General features: G+C 40.5%; 16 protein-coding genes. 8 read left to right on the top strand and 8 right to left on the bottom strand.

Annotation, left to right across the window (positions count from 1 at the left end):
• Positions 1-4 precede the first annotated feature (4 nt).
• The 3 genes from H5187_RS06215 to H5187_RS06225 form a co-directional block, all read right to left on the bottom strand.
• A complete protein-coding gene (locus tag H5187_RS06215; RefSeq protein ID WP_149980327.1) occupies positions 5-214 on the bottom strand; it encodes a cold-shock protein in 210 nt (69 codons plus the stop codon).
• Between the two features lie 407 nt (positions 215-621).
• Complete coding sequence (locus tag H5187_RS06220) at positions 622-1071, bottom strand: GyrI-like domain-containing protein (protein WP_145238947.1); 450 nt, start codon at positions 1069-1071, stop codon at positions 622-624.
• A gap of 142 nt (positions 1072-1213) precedes the next feature.
• Entirely contained in the window at positions 1214-2083 is an 870-nt protein-coding gene (locus tag H5187_RS06225; RefSeq protein ID WP_182717314.1) for a LysR family transcriptional regulator, read from the bottom strand.
• Between the two features lie 103 nt (positions 2084-2186).
• On the opposite strand from H5187_RS06225, the gene H5187_RS06230 reads away from it, so the two are divergent.
• Positions 2187-2687, top strand: a complete 501-nt coding sequence (locus H5187_RS06230) for a lactoylglutathione lyase family protein (protein WP_149980329.1) — start codon at positions 2187-2189, stop codon at positions 2685-2687.
• Positions 2688-2813: 126 nt separating this feature from the next.
• Here H5187_RS06230 and H5187_RS06235 read toward each other — a convergent pair whose 3' ends face one another.
• Genes H5187_RS06235 through H5187_RS06250 form a run of 4 tightly spaced genes read right to left on the bottom strand, consistent with a single transcriptional unit; the run spans position 2814 to position 6188 of the window.
• On the bottom strand, positions 2814-3548 hold the full coding sequence (locus H5187_RS06235; protein WP_182717315.1) for a HugZ family protein: 735 nt from the start codon (positions 3546-3548) through the stop codon (positions 2814-2816).
• Positions 3545-4336: a heme ABC transporter ATP-binding protein gene (locus tag H5187_RS06240; protein ID WP_259398440.1), complete on the bottom strand. Its 792-nt coding sequence runs from the start codon at positions 4334-4336 to the stop codon at positions 3545-3547. The genes H5187_RS06235 and H5187_RS06240 overlap by 4 nt, the downstream gene beginning before the upstream one ends.
• Positions 4336-5382 carry an iron ABC transporter permease gene (locus H5187_RS06245; RefSeq protein WP_145238934.1) on the bottom strand — a complete coding sequence of 349 codons (1047 nt, stop codon included), beginning with the start codon at positions 5380-5382 and terminating at the stop codon, positions 4336-4338. The genes H5187_RS06240 and H5187_RS06245 overlap by 1 nt, the downstream gene beginning before the upstream one ends.
• Entirely contained in the window at positions 5379-6188 is an 810-nt protein-coding gene (locus tag H5187_RS06250; RefSeq protein ID WP_182717316.1) for a hemin ABC transporter substrate-binding protein, read from the bottom strand. The genes H5187_RS06245 and H5187_RS06250 overlap by 4 nt, the downstream gene beginning before the upstream one ends.
• A 142-nt stretch (positions 6189-6330) precedes the next feature.
• Between H5187_RS06250 and H5187_RS06255 the strand changes: the two genes are divergently transcribed.
• The 7 genes from H5187_RS06255 (at position 6331) to H5187_RS06285 (ending at position 13858) form a co-directional block, all read left to right on the top strand.
• A complete protein-coding gene (locus tag H5187_RS06255; RefSeq protein WP_182797649.1) occupies positions 6331-8412 on the top strand; it encodes a TonB-dependent hemoglobin/transferrin/lactoferrin family receptor in 2082 nt (693 codons plus the stop codon).
• A gap of 362 nt (positions 8413-8774) precedes the next feature.
• On the top strand, positions 8775-9395 hold the full coding sequence (locus H5187_RS06260) for a fused MFS/spermidine synthase (RefSeq protein WP_145238924.1): 621 nt from the start codon (positions 8775-8777) through the stop codon (positions 9393-9395).
• Positions 9388-10272 (top strand): spermidine synthase, encoded by an 885-nt coding sequence (locus tag H5187_RS06265; RefSeq protein WP_182717319.1) that lies wholly within the window; start codon positions 9388-9390, stop codon positions 10270-10272. The genes H5187_RS06260 and H5187_RS06265 overlap by 8 nt, the downstream gene beginning before the upstream one ends.
• A 294-nt stretch (positions 10273-10566) precedes the next feature.
• Entirely contained in the window at positions 10567-11040 is a 474-nt protein-coding gene (locus H5187_RS06270; RefSeq protein WP_179959137.1) for a TlpA disulfide reductase family protein, read from the top strand.
• Between the two features lie 220 nt (positions 11041-11260).
• A complete protein-coding gene (locus H5187_RS06275; RefSeq protein ID WP_182717320.1) occupies positions 11261-11737 on the top strand; it encodes a MarR family winged helix-turn-helix transcriptional regulator in 477 nt (158 codons plus the stop codon).
• A gap of 3 nt (positions 11738-11740) precedes the next feature.
• Entirely contained in the window at positions 11741-12802 is a 1062-nt protein-coding gene (locus H5187_RS06280; RefSeq protein ID WP_149980335.1) for an HlyD family secretion protein, read from the top strand.
• A gap of 12 nt (positions 12803-12814) precedes the next feature.
• On the top strand, positions 12815-13858 hold the full coding sequence (locus H5187_RS06285; protein WP_182784043.1) for a DUF2955 domain-containing protein: 1044 nt from the start codon (positions 12815-12817) through the stop codon (positions 13856-13858).
• 158 nt (positions 13859-14016) lie between these two features.
• On the opposite strand, the gene H5187_RS06290 is transcribed toward H5187_RS06285, so the two are convergent.
• On the bottom strand, positions 14017-15174 hold the full coding sequence (locus tag H5187_RS06290) for a benzoate/H(+) symporter BenE family transporter (protein WP_182717321.1): 1158 nt from the start codon (positions 15172-15174) through the stop codon (positions 14017-14019).
• Between the last annotated feature and the right edge of the window lie 116 nt (positions 15175-15290).

Raw genomic sequence — 15290 nt, forward strand, 5'->3', positions numbered from 1 at the left:
AAAATTAGATGCAAACGATATTTTCAGCTTGCGGGCCTTTTTGACCTTGAGTAACAGTAAACTGTACACGTTGGCCTTCAGCTAGAGTCTTAAAGCCATCGCTTGAGATTGCGCTGAAATGAGCAAAAACGTCAGGGCCTGACTCTTGTTCAATAAAACCAAAACCTTTAGCTTCGTTAAACCATTTTACTGAACCAGTTGTTGTAGTAGACATAATAGAATCCTAAGAATTTATAAAAGTTCGCCTTAATGTAGGCAATTTAACAGGAAGAAAACAAGCATTTAACTGAGGATAGCGCGAAGGATTATTACTAATAACAACGTGGTACTTACAAATAAACAGGGCTTTCTATCAACCCGATGCAGAGCAGGATAACAGTAACTTAAACCATATAACAAGCTTTATTTACTTTTCTTTTTAAAGCCAAGTTAATTTTGTGAACATATATTGATTAAATAAGAACAGTCGTAGCCATGCTTACCGTCTCTGCATTCGCTTTGTTAAAGTGATCTAGGTATGGAGTGTAGACTTATTTTTAATTGGGGAAGTGCGAAATCCCACACTCCCCCCCACGAAAAAAAGGAACTCAGCGCTCATTTGAACAGCGACAGACTCCTTATTTATTCAGCAATTGCGATCGCTATTTCTACTTCAGTTGCGGTTTTATAATATTCATAGTCGCTGGTATAAGTACGAGTGTAACGACAATCATCTGAGCTAAAGTATTGCCAAATTTCACCCCATAAATCAATTATAGCGTCGGGCATTTCGCCTTCGCCACTAAAGACTAAATAACTCCCTGCGTGCGTTGTAACTGTTACTGAATCACGAAGGTTAATTGATTGCTCATCGCTACAGGCAATGACATCAAAATCACCGGTCACATCGCTCTCGTAGTTAGTGTAAACACCAAAGACTTTACTGTCTTTTGTGAGTTTTGAGGTATATTTTTCGCCAAATTTTTGCCAAAGCTCAGCTATCTTTGCTGTGCCAGTATTCATTTCATTGGCATTGCATGTTCTTACTTTTAAGCCGGTTAAGGTCTTACTTGCTAGCTGTTTTACTTCCATTGAGACTATCCTTTAGCATTAATACTCAGTATTAACTTAACAGAAAAAGCATGAAGTATTTAATAAATACGCTATAAAAAAGGTTTATTTTTTGTTGGTGATTAAACCTTTTGTTGCAACGACTTCACTTTTTTGCAAACAGTTACAGCCCAGCTTTGATCACCTCGATCACTTTACTCATTCGTTTTGCCAAAGGCCGATTACGGTGATAACACACATAAATAGATTCGCTGATCGGGTGCTGTAATGGATGGACGTTAATCAACTGTGGTTTACTAAATGCACTCACAGCATGTGCTGGTAGCACAGTAAAACCTAGACCAAGGCTGACAGGTTCAAGAATTAAATTAATTTGGTTTGAAAAACCAGAGCGCTTTATTTGCTCAAGGTGTTCAAATTCCGCGTAGTTTTCGCTTAATAATAATTGCGCATGATGCTTTGCATCAGGGTGAGCAATGAAGCCAAGTTCGCATAAGTTTTGCCAGCTTGGAGTTTGGTAATCGATTGGTGTAATTAATAATAGTGCATCTTGGCCGATTTTATGGCTGGTAACCTCGCTGAGTGTTGGGGCTTGAGTTAAAAAACCAATATCAGCATTGTGATTAGCAACGGCCTGTTCCACGCTTTCGTTTGGGGCAAAGCGATAATCAATAGTGAGTGCTTTATGTTGCCCTTGTAAATCAAGTAATTGATTATAAAACTTAAGCCCGCAACTGCCTGGTGATTGAATCTTTATATTGCCACTGTAGGGTGAGTCGTCATGCAGTTGTTGCTCTAAAAACTGCCACTCTTTTAGTAACTGACTTCCTTTTTGATATAAGCCTTGCCCTTGTGCGGTAAGGGTAAACTGCTTGCCATGGCGTTCAAGCAATGCGCAATTAACCTGCTGCTCTAACTTTTTAATGTGTTGGCTTACGCCTGACTGGGTCATATAAAGGCGTTCTGCAGTTTGGGTAAAGTGATTTACTTCCACCAAGGTGCAAAAGGTATGTAGCCATGTAGGATTTATCATTATAAAACGTACTCAAAATTATGATTAATGATAATTTTACTTAATACAGGTCGGTTCGTAAACTAACTCCATCAACTAAGCATAGTTAAACAGGAGCATTATTATGAGTCATACCTATCCACGTAGTTTTTCGCACATTGGAATTTCGGTCCCCGATGTTGAAAAAGCCGTTGAGTTTTACACCAAAGTAATGGGTTGGTACACCATTATGGAGCCGACTTTAATTACCGAAGACAAAAGCCCAATAGGCGAAATGTGTACTGAAGTATTTGGTGAACAATGGGAAAAATTTAAAATAGCGCACCTTTCAACGGGTGATCGTATTGGTGTAGAAATTTTTGAGTTTAAAAATCAAGAAAACCCAGCTGACAACTTTGAATACTGGAAAACCGGTATATTCCATTTTTGTGTTCAAGATCCAGATGTAGAAGGCCTTGCTGAGCGTATTGTTGAAGCTGGCGGTAAAAAGCGTATGGAAGCACCCCGTTACTACTACCCAGGTGAAAAACCGTATCGCATGATCTACATGGAAGACCCGTTTGGTAACATTCTCGAGATTTACAGCCACAGTTATGAGCTTATTTACAGCGCAGGTGCATACTAAATTAATTGGCATCAGTGTTAAATTGTAACAGCCGCAGCTTAGTTACTGCGGCCTCTGATACCGAAAATGCACTACTGGGTTAGTAGTGCTAAGCGTTATAACCACACATGTGATTCATTTGTTTTCTTATGCTGGCTCTTCTATGCTATTGCGAGCATTTGTGGTTAAGGCAACAAGCGCTTTTCGCACTGCTTGTGGTGTCTCGCACACGTTTTCAAAGCTAATAAAATAATTACGTTGTTGGCTTTGAATATAAAACCCCTGTGGCAGTATGCCACTCATAACCGGTGCATTATCTGATACGCAATAATGCTGAGCTAATATTAGCGCCATTGCATTTTGATGATCTTCATTCATGTGGGTGATCATGCTTTGTTCTTGATCTTCGTCCCAGCTTTTAGCAGCGCTTTGCCACTCATCTTTTTCAAGCCAAAATATTTTCCCAAAGCCGCCAATAAAGCGAACTCGCACAACATCTAATTGCCATAATTTAAAGTCGTGGGCGTTCCGATAACTGTCAGCTTCTGGGTATAACGCTATGTATTTGTTAAGCAGTATTTCGGCCTGAGGGCCTGCAACTTCACAACCATCGCCCACCAATGTGACTCGGCCATGCTCGTTTTGGTCGCCACGGTCAGCGGCATCAAAAATAGTTAAGCTCATTCGAGAATCGTGCTTTAAGTTTTTAGTGTGTTGGGCTATATCGCTAATAAAAAAGTAGATGCGGCCTTGCTCATCACACATATAAGGGGTTACCGAACCAAACGGATAACCTCTTAAGTTGTAAGAAATAGTCGACATAACACCAGCATGGGTTTTAAAAACCAGCTTTTGTGCATCGCTTAATGCTTGCTCTCTCATGAAAACTCCTGACGTTGAGAAAAAACCATGGGTGCATTGTTATATGGATGAGAATTAACATGCAGTTTCATGGCGTACATTTGTTGTAAATTAGATTCTGTAAGTACTGTGTTTATTGGCCCGCTATCGAGTACTTTTTGATCGTGTAATAAAATAGCGTCGGTTGCGTAAAGGCTGGCCAAATTTAAATCGTGAATGGCTATAATGGCACTGTTGCCCTGCTCTACAAATGCTTTAACACAACTCAATAAAGCATGTTGATGGCGCATATCTAGTGCTGATGTAGGTTCATCAAGCAGCATCAATTTAGGCTTGGTATGAGTAGAAAAAGCATCTAATTGAGCCAAAGTACGCGCCATATGAACGCGCTGTTGCTCACCGCCTGAAAGCTTACTGACACGGCGGGATAAGTACTGGGTTAAGTCCATGAGTGCGGCATACTTGTGGACTTTTTCAGCTTGCATTTTAACAGACTCGGCATAGGGGTAGCGTCCCATTGCAATGAGCTCAAATACACTAAAATCAAAGCCAACAAGATTGCTTTGCATCATTACTGCTCGTTGAGTGGCTAAGTGTGCTTGAGACAATGTACTCAGAGGATAATTATTAAACCGTACTTCGCCTTTAAAGTCATAATGCCCGGCTAAAGCATGCAGCAGTGTTGATTTTCCTGCGCCATTTTCGCCTATCAGTGCTACTAGTTGAGCTTTTGCAATGTGCCCACTTATGTTTTTTAAAACACTGTGATTGCCAAAACCAACAGTTAGGTTATTAAAAGTAATCATCATTACCCTCGCTTAGTTTTAATGATCAGATAAATAAACAAAGGTGCGCCAAGTAGCGCGGTAATAATACCAATGGGTAACTCTGCAGGCATAACAACTAAACGTGCTAACCAGTCAGAAAGCAGCAGCACAACAACGCCTAATAACATGCACAGCGGTAACATTTTACGTAAATGCGGGCCAACCATTAAACGGGCAATGTGTGGCACAACTAAGCCAACAAAACCTATCAAGCCAGTAAGTGCTACAACGGCACCAACACCTAATGCCACGAGTATAATTACATACAGTTTAAGCTTGTCTGTGTTGACACCTAAATACTGTGCTTGAGACTCGCCAATCAATAGTAAGTTCATCGGTTCTTTGAGTCGCCACAGACCAAGAATACTCAGTAGCAATAATGGTGTTGCTTGAGTTATGGCATCCCAATTGGCACCACCTAATGAGCCCATCGTCCAGTAGTTAATTAATCTAAGCGCACTATCGTCAGCGAAATAGCTTAATAAGCCAATAACAGCAAAGGATAAAGAATTGATCGCAACCCCCACTAAAATTAGTGTGGTTATATTGACCTGCCTATGCTGCTTAGCAATTAAATACACTAAAGAGGTCACTAACAATGCCCCTAAAAATGCGGCATAAGGTAAATAGTATTGAGCATTAAAATTAAACTGGGCGCTAAATGCTATAAAGGCGACCGCGACCATGGCTGCGCCTGCGCTAATACCAATAATTGATGGATCAGCCAAAGGATTACGACACAAAGCTTGCGTTGCAGCGCCAGTTTGGGCAAGCACTAAGCCAACCAATACAGCTAGTACAAATCGAGGTAGACGTATTTGCGTGACCACATTGATTTGCAGCGCATCAAATTGATTAAAATACTCTGGGGCAATCCATGCGATGGCTAAACGCCAATCCCAGCCTGCGGGGCCATATCCGATGCTCAGTAGTGCTAGAGCAAAAATACACACAGTAATTAGCAGCATCCACTTTTGGTTTGCAGTTATAGAAACAGGCTTAAAACGGCTCAAAGTTAATGTGTTCATAAGGTCGCTTTATAGTCGCTTAATTCTTTAATACCCGTGGCTATGCGCGGCGACATTCCCAGTGATAGCAGGCTATCCATCACCAATAATCGGCACTGCTTTGCAGCTGTTAATAAGCGCAGTGTTGGTTGATTACAAAAAGCCTCTTTACCGCCAAGGCTATAAACAACATGAGCTGGTGCGATTAAAAAATCGGGCTGTTTTACGGCAAGTACTTCGTTATTTATTACTTTAAAACCTTTGTGCGTAGCGCCTAAATTAGTGACTCCAGCATAATCAAGTAATAAGTCAGCAACCGTGTCAGTGCCCGCAGCAACAAGCCCGCGCTCATTAGCTGAGAGTAAAAATAAAGCGCTGTGTGTTTCGTTGCTCGCTTTTGGAGGCAATGAATTTTTTATTTGGGCTACGAGCACTTGGGCTTTGTCGTTCGCATTTAAGTCTTTACCAAGGCGTTTAACAAGATTTAGTAAGTCATTAATTGAGTTGGGTTTTTTATAGTGGATAAGCTCTACACCAGTGGCTTCTATTTGTGCAAGCGCTTGTGCTCGTCCTGCTCCTTCAAGTGCTAAGAGTTTAGTTGGGCGCACCGAAAGTACACCTTCTGCGGCTAAATCACGGTAATAACCAATTTGATCGAGCTGTGTCGCTTGTTTTGGATATAGGCTCGATTGATCCACCGCGACAAGGGTATTTTGCTTATCTAAGGCAAAAATAATTTCAGTTAATGTACCGCCAGCACTCACTATACGCTCCTGTGCGCTTAGGGGGTGAACAGTCAATAAAATCAATATAAAAAGGTATCTCATAAAAAACTCCAATCATTATTTTCGATTATTATACTTAACTAAATGCAAATGAAAATGATTATCATAAATAATTGATCTTGTTTTTAGTTAGTTGTAACATCCCTCCCCTACTAAATAACAACAATTATCATTTGGAGTTAATGTGAATTTTCCTTCTTTTCAACTTACTGCTTTAGCAACGTTACTACTTGGTTCGGGCTCTGCCATTGCCGAGGAGATAATTGGTGAGCATATTGTTGTCAGCGGTTCTCGGTTTGAACAAAAACTTGAAGACGTAACAGGCTCTGTAACTGTGATTACAGAGCAAGACATAGAACGTAAATTGGCTGTTGATTTACAAACAATGTTTCGTTATGACCCCAGTATATCAAGCACGGGCAGTGGTTCTGCGGCTCAAACGCTTTCAATTAGAGGAGTCGGTGGTAACCGCGTGGTGTTTATTAAAGATGGCCGTCGAACTAACGATGGTTATGCTGGCGGAGACGGCTATTTGGTTGGTCGTAGCTATTTTGATGTCGCTGGGATAAAGCAAGTTGAAGTCGCCAAGGGAGCCGCGTCTTCATTGTATGGTTCAGATGCACTGGGTGGTATTGTGGTTATCACCACTAAAGATCCGAGCGATTATTTATTAAACGAAAATAGTTTTGCTCAAGTGGCGCTTGGATATCAAGGTCAGAGTAATCAAATGTCGGTAGATATTACTGCGGCTAAAGATTTGGGAGATTTAGGTGTTAGTGCCGTTTATAGCCACCGAGATAGCGAAGAAGTACAAAACTTTACTGAAAACCTACCTGGTTATGATGCTAAATCAGATTCGTTATTGGTTAAACTAGAGCAGCAACTTGATGAAAAGCGCACGTTAAAATACACCTTAGATTATTTTAATCAAACTACTGAACAAGTAATCACCAAAGCGAGCCAAGAAACTAAAGACGAAAATACTAATTGGTCGCTAGCGCTGGATTACGACTCAAAAGCGGCCACAGCAGCGTTTGATCAATGGCATTGGCAAGTATCGTTTAGTCGTTATGAGCAGCAAAGTGATCAAATTAGTGCTACAGCAGCGCATACCGATTACAACGACTATGGCTTTGAACAAGATATTTTAGGGTTAAGGGCTGTATTTAATAAAAAAATAGCCTTACAAGATGCGACCCACAACTTTGTTTATGGTGCTGACGTAGATATATACGATACAACACGTCCACGTTATAAAACACGCTTATTGGCTGATGGAACAGTCGATTTTACAGATCAAAAACAAAAAGCTTTTCCTGGCGCTGATACCTCTTTAGTGGGCGTTTTTATGCAAGACAATATTAAATTTGCAAATAGCGCGTGGTCTTTGATTGCAGGTGTACGCTTTGATTATTATTCATTAGCAGCTAAAGATGATGAGCTTTATAGCGATGCTGAGCTTGATGACATTACCGAATCTGCGTTTTCACCAAAACTTGGGATGATTTATCAAGTTAATGATAATTTATCTTGGTATGGGCAATATGTACGTGGTTTTAAAATTCCCCCGCATGATCAAGCTTATCAAAGCCATGGTGTTGAACCATTTTATCAAATATTACCAAACGCAGATTTAGCACCCGAAAGCAGCGACTCATATGAGCTTGGCATGCGCTTTTCTGGTAATGATATCAACGTTACTTTAAGCGCATTTTACGCCGCTTATGATGACTTTATTGATGTTGCAATTGCAGGTGTTGAGCCAACGTTCATACCGAATGTAAATAAAACTTTTTACCAATACCAAAATATTAGTGAAACACAGATCAGCGGTGTTGAAGCGAGCTTGTTGATGCATGTAAGCGATAATGTTTTAGTTGAGGCAAATGTTGCATATGTTGAAGGCGAAAACAAAGAAACAGACGAGCCGTTAACCAGTATCAGTCCATTTAACGGTTCAATACAGTTAACAACAGCACTTGGCGATATTGATTGGACCGCAGCATGGCGCTTTGCTAAATCACAGTCTGATGTAGTGCGAGATGCAAGTGGTGATAAAACAACGCAAGGATATGGTTACGGTATTGTGGATTTATACGCAAGTTATGAATGGCAAACATGGCAGCTAAATGTGGGCGTAATTAACCTGCTAGATAAAAAATATGTACCCTTTGAACTGATTGCAGGGCAATCTCAGGGGGCTGATTTTAGCCAATATACTCAGCCCGGGCGTAACTTTTCTGCCCGCGTAAGTTATCAGTTTTAAAACGTAATCAACGCTGCGCGTAAGTGCAGCGTTTTAAACTTACTACTTTTTTACTTATTCATTGAGTCTTTGCCTAGATGATGTAAAAAGAGTCGTGGTTTTAAAGTTAATAAAGACTGTAAAGGGGGTTAACAGTTGCTAAACAACATGCATCATATTTGGCGCATTAATACTTTGCAGGCTAGCGAAATTAATCCCTATTCTATGATGGCTGACTTTATGTTGCCCCATAACTAAAGTGAGACTGTCTTGGTTTATAAAAGTAGCTTTGAGTTATGTTAGCTCGATTAATTATTACACTGGCGGCTATGTTTACATCACGTTAGTATAGTGCTTCAAATAAGTTACAAAATGATAATTACATGACTTTAAAAACCAATGCTTTAATTTATTTTTTAGCCTTTAGTAGCGGCTTTAGTATTATGGGAATAGAACTACTTGGCGGGCGAATTTTAGCGCCTTTTTTTGGTAGTAGTGTGCATATTTGGGGCAGTATTATTACTGTGTTTATGCTCAGCTTATCGTTTGGCTATTTATTGGGAGGAAAGCTTTCAATTCGCCAGCCTTCGTTAACCAAATACGGTTTAATATTTTTAGTTGCCAGTATTATGGTGCTGCCCATTGCATTATTTGCCCAGCCAATTATGGCGTATATTTTCTCTCACATAGAAGACAGCCGTTATGGCTCGTTATTGGCCTCTACAGCGTTGTTTTTTGTCCCTACTATTATTTTAGGCATGATTTCGCCTTACTCTGTGCGTTTATTAGTGACCGATAGCGAGCACAGCGGCCAAGTCGCTGGCGGCTTGTATTTTGTCAGCACCTTAGGCAGTGCCTTAGGGACTATTATTACCTCGTTTTACATGGTGCTAGCGTTTGATGTGAATACCATTATTTTGGGTTTCGCGACGACATTAGGGCTATTAGGTTTATTGGCAATTGGCGTAAATCAATTAGCTAACAAGGAGAAACACAATGTTTAAGTATTTACTCGTGACCTTACTGTTAATTGGGTTTAGCAGCCAAGCTAAGGTGATCCATCAAGAGCGGTCGCTTTATCGTAATATTTTAGTTGAAGAGACCGGCGATTTACGCTGTTTAAAGTTTGACGAAAAAGCCCGTAAAAGCAGTCAAAGTTGCATATATAAAAGCAACCCACAAAAGCTAGTGTTTAATTATACCAAACTCACTTTTGCCAGTTTACTACTGATAGACAATCCAAAAAATGTACTCATTATCGGGCTTGGCGGCGGCACCTTATCAAATGTGATCAGCGAGCTATATCCTGACGCAATGATTGAAAATGTTGAAATTGATCCCGCAGTTATAAAAGTGGCGCGTGATTATTTTGCTTTTAAAGAGAACGATAAAGTTACTTCGAAAGTACAAGATGGGCGTATTTTTATTAAACGCGCAGCAATCCAACAAGCCAAGTATGACTGGATTATTCTTGATGCATTTAATGGTGATTACATCCCTGAGCATTTACTTACTAAAGAGTTTTTTGCGGAAGTGAAAAGTGTACTGGCTGATGGTGGCGTAGTAGCGGCAAATACCTTTTCATCAAGCAAACTTTATGAGCATGAATCTGCCACTTATGAAGCGGTATTTGGTGACTTTATTAATGTGAGCACTGAGAAAAATAGTAATCGAATTATTTTAGCTGGCTTTAATAAATTTCCAAGTCCTGTGCAGCTAGCACAGCGAATAGAAAAGCTAACCCCGTTATTAGCCCCCTATCACGTTGATATCAAAGCGGTGAGCGAAGGGATGATTTCGACCAAAGATAATAAAGACTGGCCTAGCGATACAAAAGTACTCACTGATCAGTACTCACCCGCAAACTTACTCAATTTCTAAAGTTTACGGCCATTTTTACTACACTTAGGCCAGCTTGCTGGCCATCAAAGCTAACTGCTAATTCCCCCTTTTTAAGTTAATACCCGATTAAATTTCTAATCGAGTCTTCCCTCATAGATTAGTTTAAGGTTTCTGCTGCTGCACTGATAGATAGTGTGCTTTGAGCGAAAGTTATAGTTAGGCTTGTCTTAAGTATTTCTTAAGAATTGCCTGCTATTGTTAAACTAATTATTTTTCTAGGTATTTTTAGGGGCTTAAAAAGTGGTGATTATTTCTCGGTCTGTATCACGGTTTATGCTTGTGACGGCACTTTTTACTGCTATGGCGAGTGCGCCAGTGTTAAGTAAAGAAACCGTTGTGCCAGTTATCTCCAGTCAGCAACAACTAACCGATAAGTTAGCAGAGCTTAAAGGCCAAGTGATATTCTTAGATTTTTGGGCTTCGTGGTGTACACCTTGTCGTAAGTCTTTTCCTTGGCTTAATGAAATGCAAACAAAATACCAATCGCAAGGCTTTACGGTGTTGGCAGTTAACTTAGATGTTGAGCATCAAGATGCGGTTGATTTTTTAGCACACACTCCCGCTGATTTTCCTATTATTTATGATCCTGATGCACTAATAGGCAAACAATTCGATTTACTCGGTATGCCAAGTAGTTATGTGTACGGCCGTGATGGCAAAATAAAATATCGCCATATTGGCTTTAAGAACAGTAAAAAAGCGCAATATGAGCAAGAAATAACTCAGTTATTAGCCGTTCAGCCTTAAGAAGAGGTAACGATGAAAAAATTAATAAAATAGCCTCCTTATAATGTTACTTGGTTCACAATTCCTCCCCCATTGGATTATTCGCTAATTTGCTCAACACAGTGATATTAAATCGTTTTTAAAGCCCTCTTTGCCGTTATTTTTTTAGAGCGTTTCAATATTTACTTAGCATGCTAAGTAATGTTAAACTAGTTAGCATGCTAAGTAACTAGGTACTATTATGATTTCATCACCTCCTTTTCATGAAACTTTAGATTTAAGTTTATGCGGTAGCATGGGGCGCGTTTTCCGACTCTGTCGCGATGCCGTTACTCTCGCTGTTGAGCCTTTAGGGTTAACACAATCTCGTTGGACTGCGATGATCCATATCCATCATTTAAAACAAGGTGTTACACAACAAGAACTGGCTAGCAGTTTGGGGATTGAAATGCCTTCGCTAACGCGAACAATTAAACAGTTAGAGCAACAAGCGATTATTGTTCGTCGCATTGATAGCGATGATAAACGTAGTCGTAAAATCTATTTTACTGAGCAAGGATTACTATTATTAGATGCGCTCAGAGATATTATGGCTGAGGTTAAAACACAACTTTATGCAGAACTTACAACGCAGCAGCTTGATACTATGGCCTATGGTTTAGTGCAAATGGAAGCCAATGCTCGACGTTGTATTAGCCACTTTTCTGGAGAGAAATAATTCATGACACCGGATCAAAAATTTGCCCGCTATGTAAAAATATCATTAGTTGGGTTTATTTTATTGTTCGCTTACTTTGTCGTTGCCGATATGTTTTTACCGGTTACTCCGCAAGCGCGCGTATATCACCCTGTAGTGCAAGTAACGCCACAAGTGAGTGGCCGCGTGAACCAAGTATTGGTGAATAATAATCAAGCGATTAAAACGGGTGAAGCGCTATTTTTAATAGAAGCAGCTCCTTTTAAATTAGCACTAGAGCAAGCACAACTGGCTTATGCTGATGCGCAGTTGCAAAACCAGCGCTTAGACAGCAGTGTTAAAGCGATACAGGCTCAGCTAGCCGCTGGAAATGCCAAGCTGCATGAGCAACAGTTGTTATTTGATCGCAGTGAATCGTTATTGAAAAAACGGTCTATATCGGAGCAAGAGTACGAAACAATTAGCGCTAATTATCAATCAAGTAAAGCGAATGTCGCAGCTATTGAAGCACAGTTAACCGAGGCAAAACTGGCACGTGGGCAATTAGGCGAAGACAACCTAGCATTACGCCATGCGCAAAACCAACTGGCACAAGCGAAACTCAATTTATCATACAGCATAGTGACTGCTGATGCTGATGGTAAAGTCGCAAACTTGCAAGTAAGCACCGGAACATTTGCTAATAAAGGTCAACCGATGTTAGCTGTTGTGGCCAATAAAGCTGATTTAGTGGCTGATTTTCGTGAAAAGTCGTTAGTTAATATTAAAGTGGGCAGCAAAGCAAAAGTAACGTTTGATGCTCTGCCAGGCCAAGTATTTGCTGCTACAGTGAACTCTTTTGAAGCTGGCGTAAGTAATGGGCAGCTCAATGCTAATGGCTTATTAAGCAGTACTGAAAGCAGTAATCGCTGGGTTCGTGATGCGCAGCGCCAACGTATTCACATTGATTTAGAGCAAGCACAGCTATTAAGTAAACTACCTAGTGGTGCACGTGCAACAGTGCAGCTACTGCCTGAGTCAGTAATTGGGCAATGGTTTGGTGTCATGCAAATTCGCTTTATCAGTTTACTGCATTACATTTACTAATAAGGCTTTATTATGTCTGCATCAGTCCCTGTAAAACTAGACCAGAATGACCTTCGGCAAGCATTACGTATCGCTGGCGGCAGCGCGTTAGGATTTAGTTTATGTAAATTGATGAATTGGCCAAATGGTATTTTCTTCACCGTTTATCCTATGTTGTTATTAGGATTAGTGCCGATTTTAAATGCACATATCATTCGTCAGTTTTTTGCCAGCGCGGCATTTAGTGGGTTATTTGTATTAATAGTACAGGGGTTATTTTCTCATTTACCAGTGGCGATGACCTTGCTGTGCTTTTTAGCGTTTGCATTTTTGTTTTATCAAATGAGCTGCGGTGCTAACTTTTTGTTTGGTGCTTTAAGTGTCGTTAGTTTATCTATTCAACTGCACTTTTCTAGTTATGTTGGTAATGGCACAAGTATTTATCCGTTGATCATCAGCAATGGTTTAGCAGTCGTAGTGACCGTGTTAGCGGCGGTATTAATGCACTTTGTATTTCCTGATGTTGCACCACGCCAAGGTCGGGTGATGCCAACAAAAGCAAAAGAGAGTATTCGCCACGAAGTACTGTTGTGCGCTACGGTTGCTACACTGTCGTTTGTGATTTTTCAGGTATTTGATTTACAAGATTCAATTTCAGCACAAGCGGCATCGATCTTAATTTTGTTTCCATTGTGCTGGAAAGCCGCTGGCATGGCTGGCTGGCAACGAGCAATTGGCACATTAATTGGTTGTAATTTAGCGTTAGTATCGCAGCTGTTTTTATATAATCACACCGATATGCTGATTTTTCCGGCGCTGATCTTGTGGGTTTTAACCTTTATATTTAGCCGTTATCATATTTTAGGTGGCGGTATCCCTGGTGTTGGATTTGGGGTTATTACCACATTTGGAATTTTATTTGGTCAGTCTCTCGGACCTGGGCAAGACTTGGTTTACAGTGCGCTTTATCGGTTTTCGTCTGTATCGGTTGCGATAATCGTGAGTTTATGTGCGGTGTATATTATGCATCATATTCTTAACCGGTTTAGTGTCACCCGTCATCATACTTTCGACTAATATAATAACCGCCTTAGTCAGTTCCTTATGCACTAGGGCGGTTATTACTTTGTTATACTAACAGTGTTTAAATAATGATCACTTTAGGCGTGAGTTTATAAACCACTAATTAACACAATCGCTACTCAACGATGCGTTAAGCTGATTTATTGCGAGTGTTATTTTCGCGGGATCAACCATAAAGTCAGCGCGCCTAACAATATCCCCCAAAATGCCGAGCCAATAGAAAATAAAGTAAGATCAGAGGCGGTGACCAAAAAAGTGATCATTGCCGCTTCAGTGTAGTAACTATCAGACAAAGCTTGCTGTAAGCTCGAGGCAATGGTGGTGAATAAAGCAATCCCCGCCAAGGCTAAAATAAGTGCTTGTGGCAAACTTGCCACTAAACCCACTAGAGTCGCTGCTCCAATCGCCATCAGGATATAAAAGCCACCGCCCGCGATACTTGCCCAGTAACGCTTTTTAGGGTCGCTGTCGGCATCTTCACTCATGCAAATTGCCGCAGTAATAGCTGCTAAATTAATGGCATAACCACCAAAGGGGGCAATAAGGATATTACTAAAACCAGTGACATTGAGCGCTGCAGAGATGGGGGCTGGGTAATTATGTGCTTTTAACACTGCAATGCCTGGCAAGTTTTGTGAAGTCATAGTGACGATATAAAGCGGAATACCTACGCTGATCATCGCTTGTAAATTAAATTCAGGAGCGATAAACGCAAACTCGCTCATTTTCCATTGCCAACTGCTGGTATCTATTTGTCCTGTAACGCCTGCCATTACAAACCCGGCAATCAGTACTATAAGCATTGAAAAACGTGGCATTAAACGCTTACAGACTAAATAAACCAGCACCATCGCACCAATTAGCAATGGTTTTTCACCCATAAAGTTAAATACATCTATGCCAAAAGTCACTAAAACACCGCCAAGCATTGCACAGGCAATTTGACTCGGGATACGTTGCATTATTTTTTCAAACCAGCCAGTGATCCCTGAAATAAATACCAGTAAAGCACTGAACATAAATGCGCCTACAGCTTGATTTAAACTATAACCTTGGGCACTGGTAATGAGTAAAGCGGCACCGGTTGTTGACCAGGCAATTAAAATTGGGATTTTATAGTAGTACGATAAGCCAATTGAAGTGACACCCATCGCAAGACCTAACATAAGTACCCAACTTGCAACGAGCTCCGCTGTGCCACCTAGCACAATAACGACTTGGTAAATAAGTGCGATAGAGCTGGTAAAACCGATGATCACCGCAACTAAGCCCGCAGTTAAACGGTTTAATAGTTGATTTGATAGTTGCATGTGGTTCCTAAATCGTTGAATTCAATCGTTCTATTTATACACAAATATTACTTTGATGCTAGGGCGTGTTTATCTTTCAAGGTTACTTATGACTAAGGTCTTACTGGTTGGAGAAA

This window comes from Pseudoalteromonas sp. SG44-1 (genome assembly GCF_014164315.1).
Classification (GTDB): Bacteria; Pseudomonadota; Gammaproteobacteria; order Enterobacterales; family Alteromonadaceae; genus Pseudoalteromonas; species Pseudoalteromonas rhizosphaerae.

Bases quoted from the DNA above. Each gene is read 5' to 3' on its own strand.
- H5187_RS06215 (WP_149980327.1), bottom strand. From the start codon at position 214: ATGTCTACTACAACAACTGGTTCAGTAAAATGGTTTAACGAAGCTAAA.
- H5187_RS06220 (WP_145238947.1), bottom strand. From the start codon at position 1,071: ATGGAAGTAAAACAGCTAGCAAGTAAGACCTTAACCGGCTTAAAAGTA.
- H5187_RS06225 (WP_182717314.1), bottom strand. From the start codon at position 2,083: ATGATAAATCCTACATGGCTACATACCTTTTGCACCTTGGTGGAAGTA.
- H5187_RS06230 (WP_149980329.1), top strand. From the start codon at position 2,187: ATGAGTCATACCTATCCACGTAGTTTTTCGCACATTGGAATTTCGGTC.
- H5187_RS06235 (WP_182717315.1), bottom strand. From the start codon at position 3,548: ATGAGAGAGCAAGCATTAAGCGATGCACAAAAGCTGGTTTTTAAAACC.
- H5187_RS06240 (WP_259398440.1), bottom strand. From the start codon at position 4,336: ATGATGATTACTTTTAATAACCTAACTGTTGGTTTTGGCAATCACAGT.
- H5187_RS06245 (WP_145238934.1), bottom strand. From the start codon at position 5,382: ATGAACACATTAACTTTGAGCCGTTTTAAGCCTGTTTCTATAACTGCA.
- H5187_RS06250 (WP_182717316.1), bottom strand. From the start codon at position 6,188: ATGAGATACCTTTTTATATTGATTTTATTGACTGTTCACCCCCTAAGC.
- H5187_RS06260 (WP_145238924.1), top strand. From the start codon at position 8,775: ATGACTTTAAAAACCAATGCTTTAATTTATTTTTTAGCCTTTAGTAGC.
- H5187_RS06265 (WP_182717319.1), top strand. From the start codon at position 9,388: ATGTTTAAGTATTTACTCGTGACCTTACTGTTAATTGGGTTTAGCAGC.
- H5187_RS06270 (WP_179959137.1), top strand. From the start codon at position 10,567: ATGCTTGTGACGGCACTTTTTACTGCTATGGCGAGTGCGCCAGTGTTA.
- H5187_RS06275 (WP_182717320.1), top strand. From the start codon at position 11,261: ATGATTTCATCACCTCCTTTTCATGAAACTTTAGATTTAAGTTTATGC.
- H5187_RS06280 (WP_149980335.1), top strand. From the start codon at position 11,741: ATGACACCGGATCAAAAATTTGCCCGCTATGTAAAAATATCATTAGTT.
- H5187_RS06285 (WP_182784043.1), top strand. From the start codon at position 12,815: ATGTCTGCATCAGTCCCTGTAAAACTAGACCAGAATGACCTTCGGCAA.
- H5187_RS06290 (WP_182717321.1), bottom strand. From the start codon at position 15,174: ATGCAACTATCAAATCAACTATTAAACCGTTTAACTGCGGGCTTAGTT.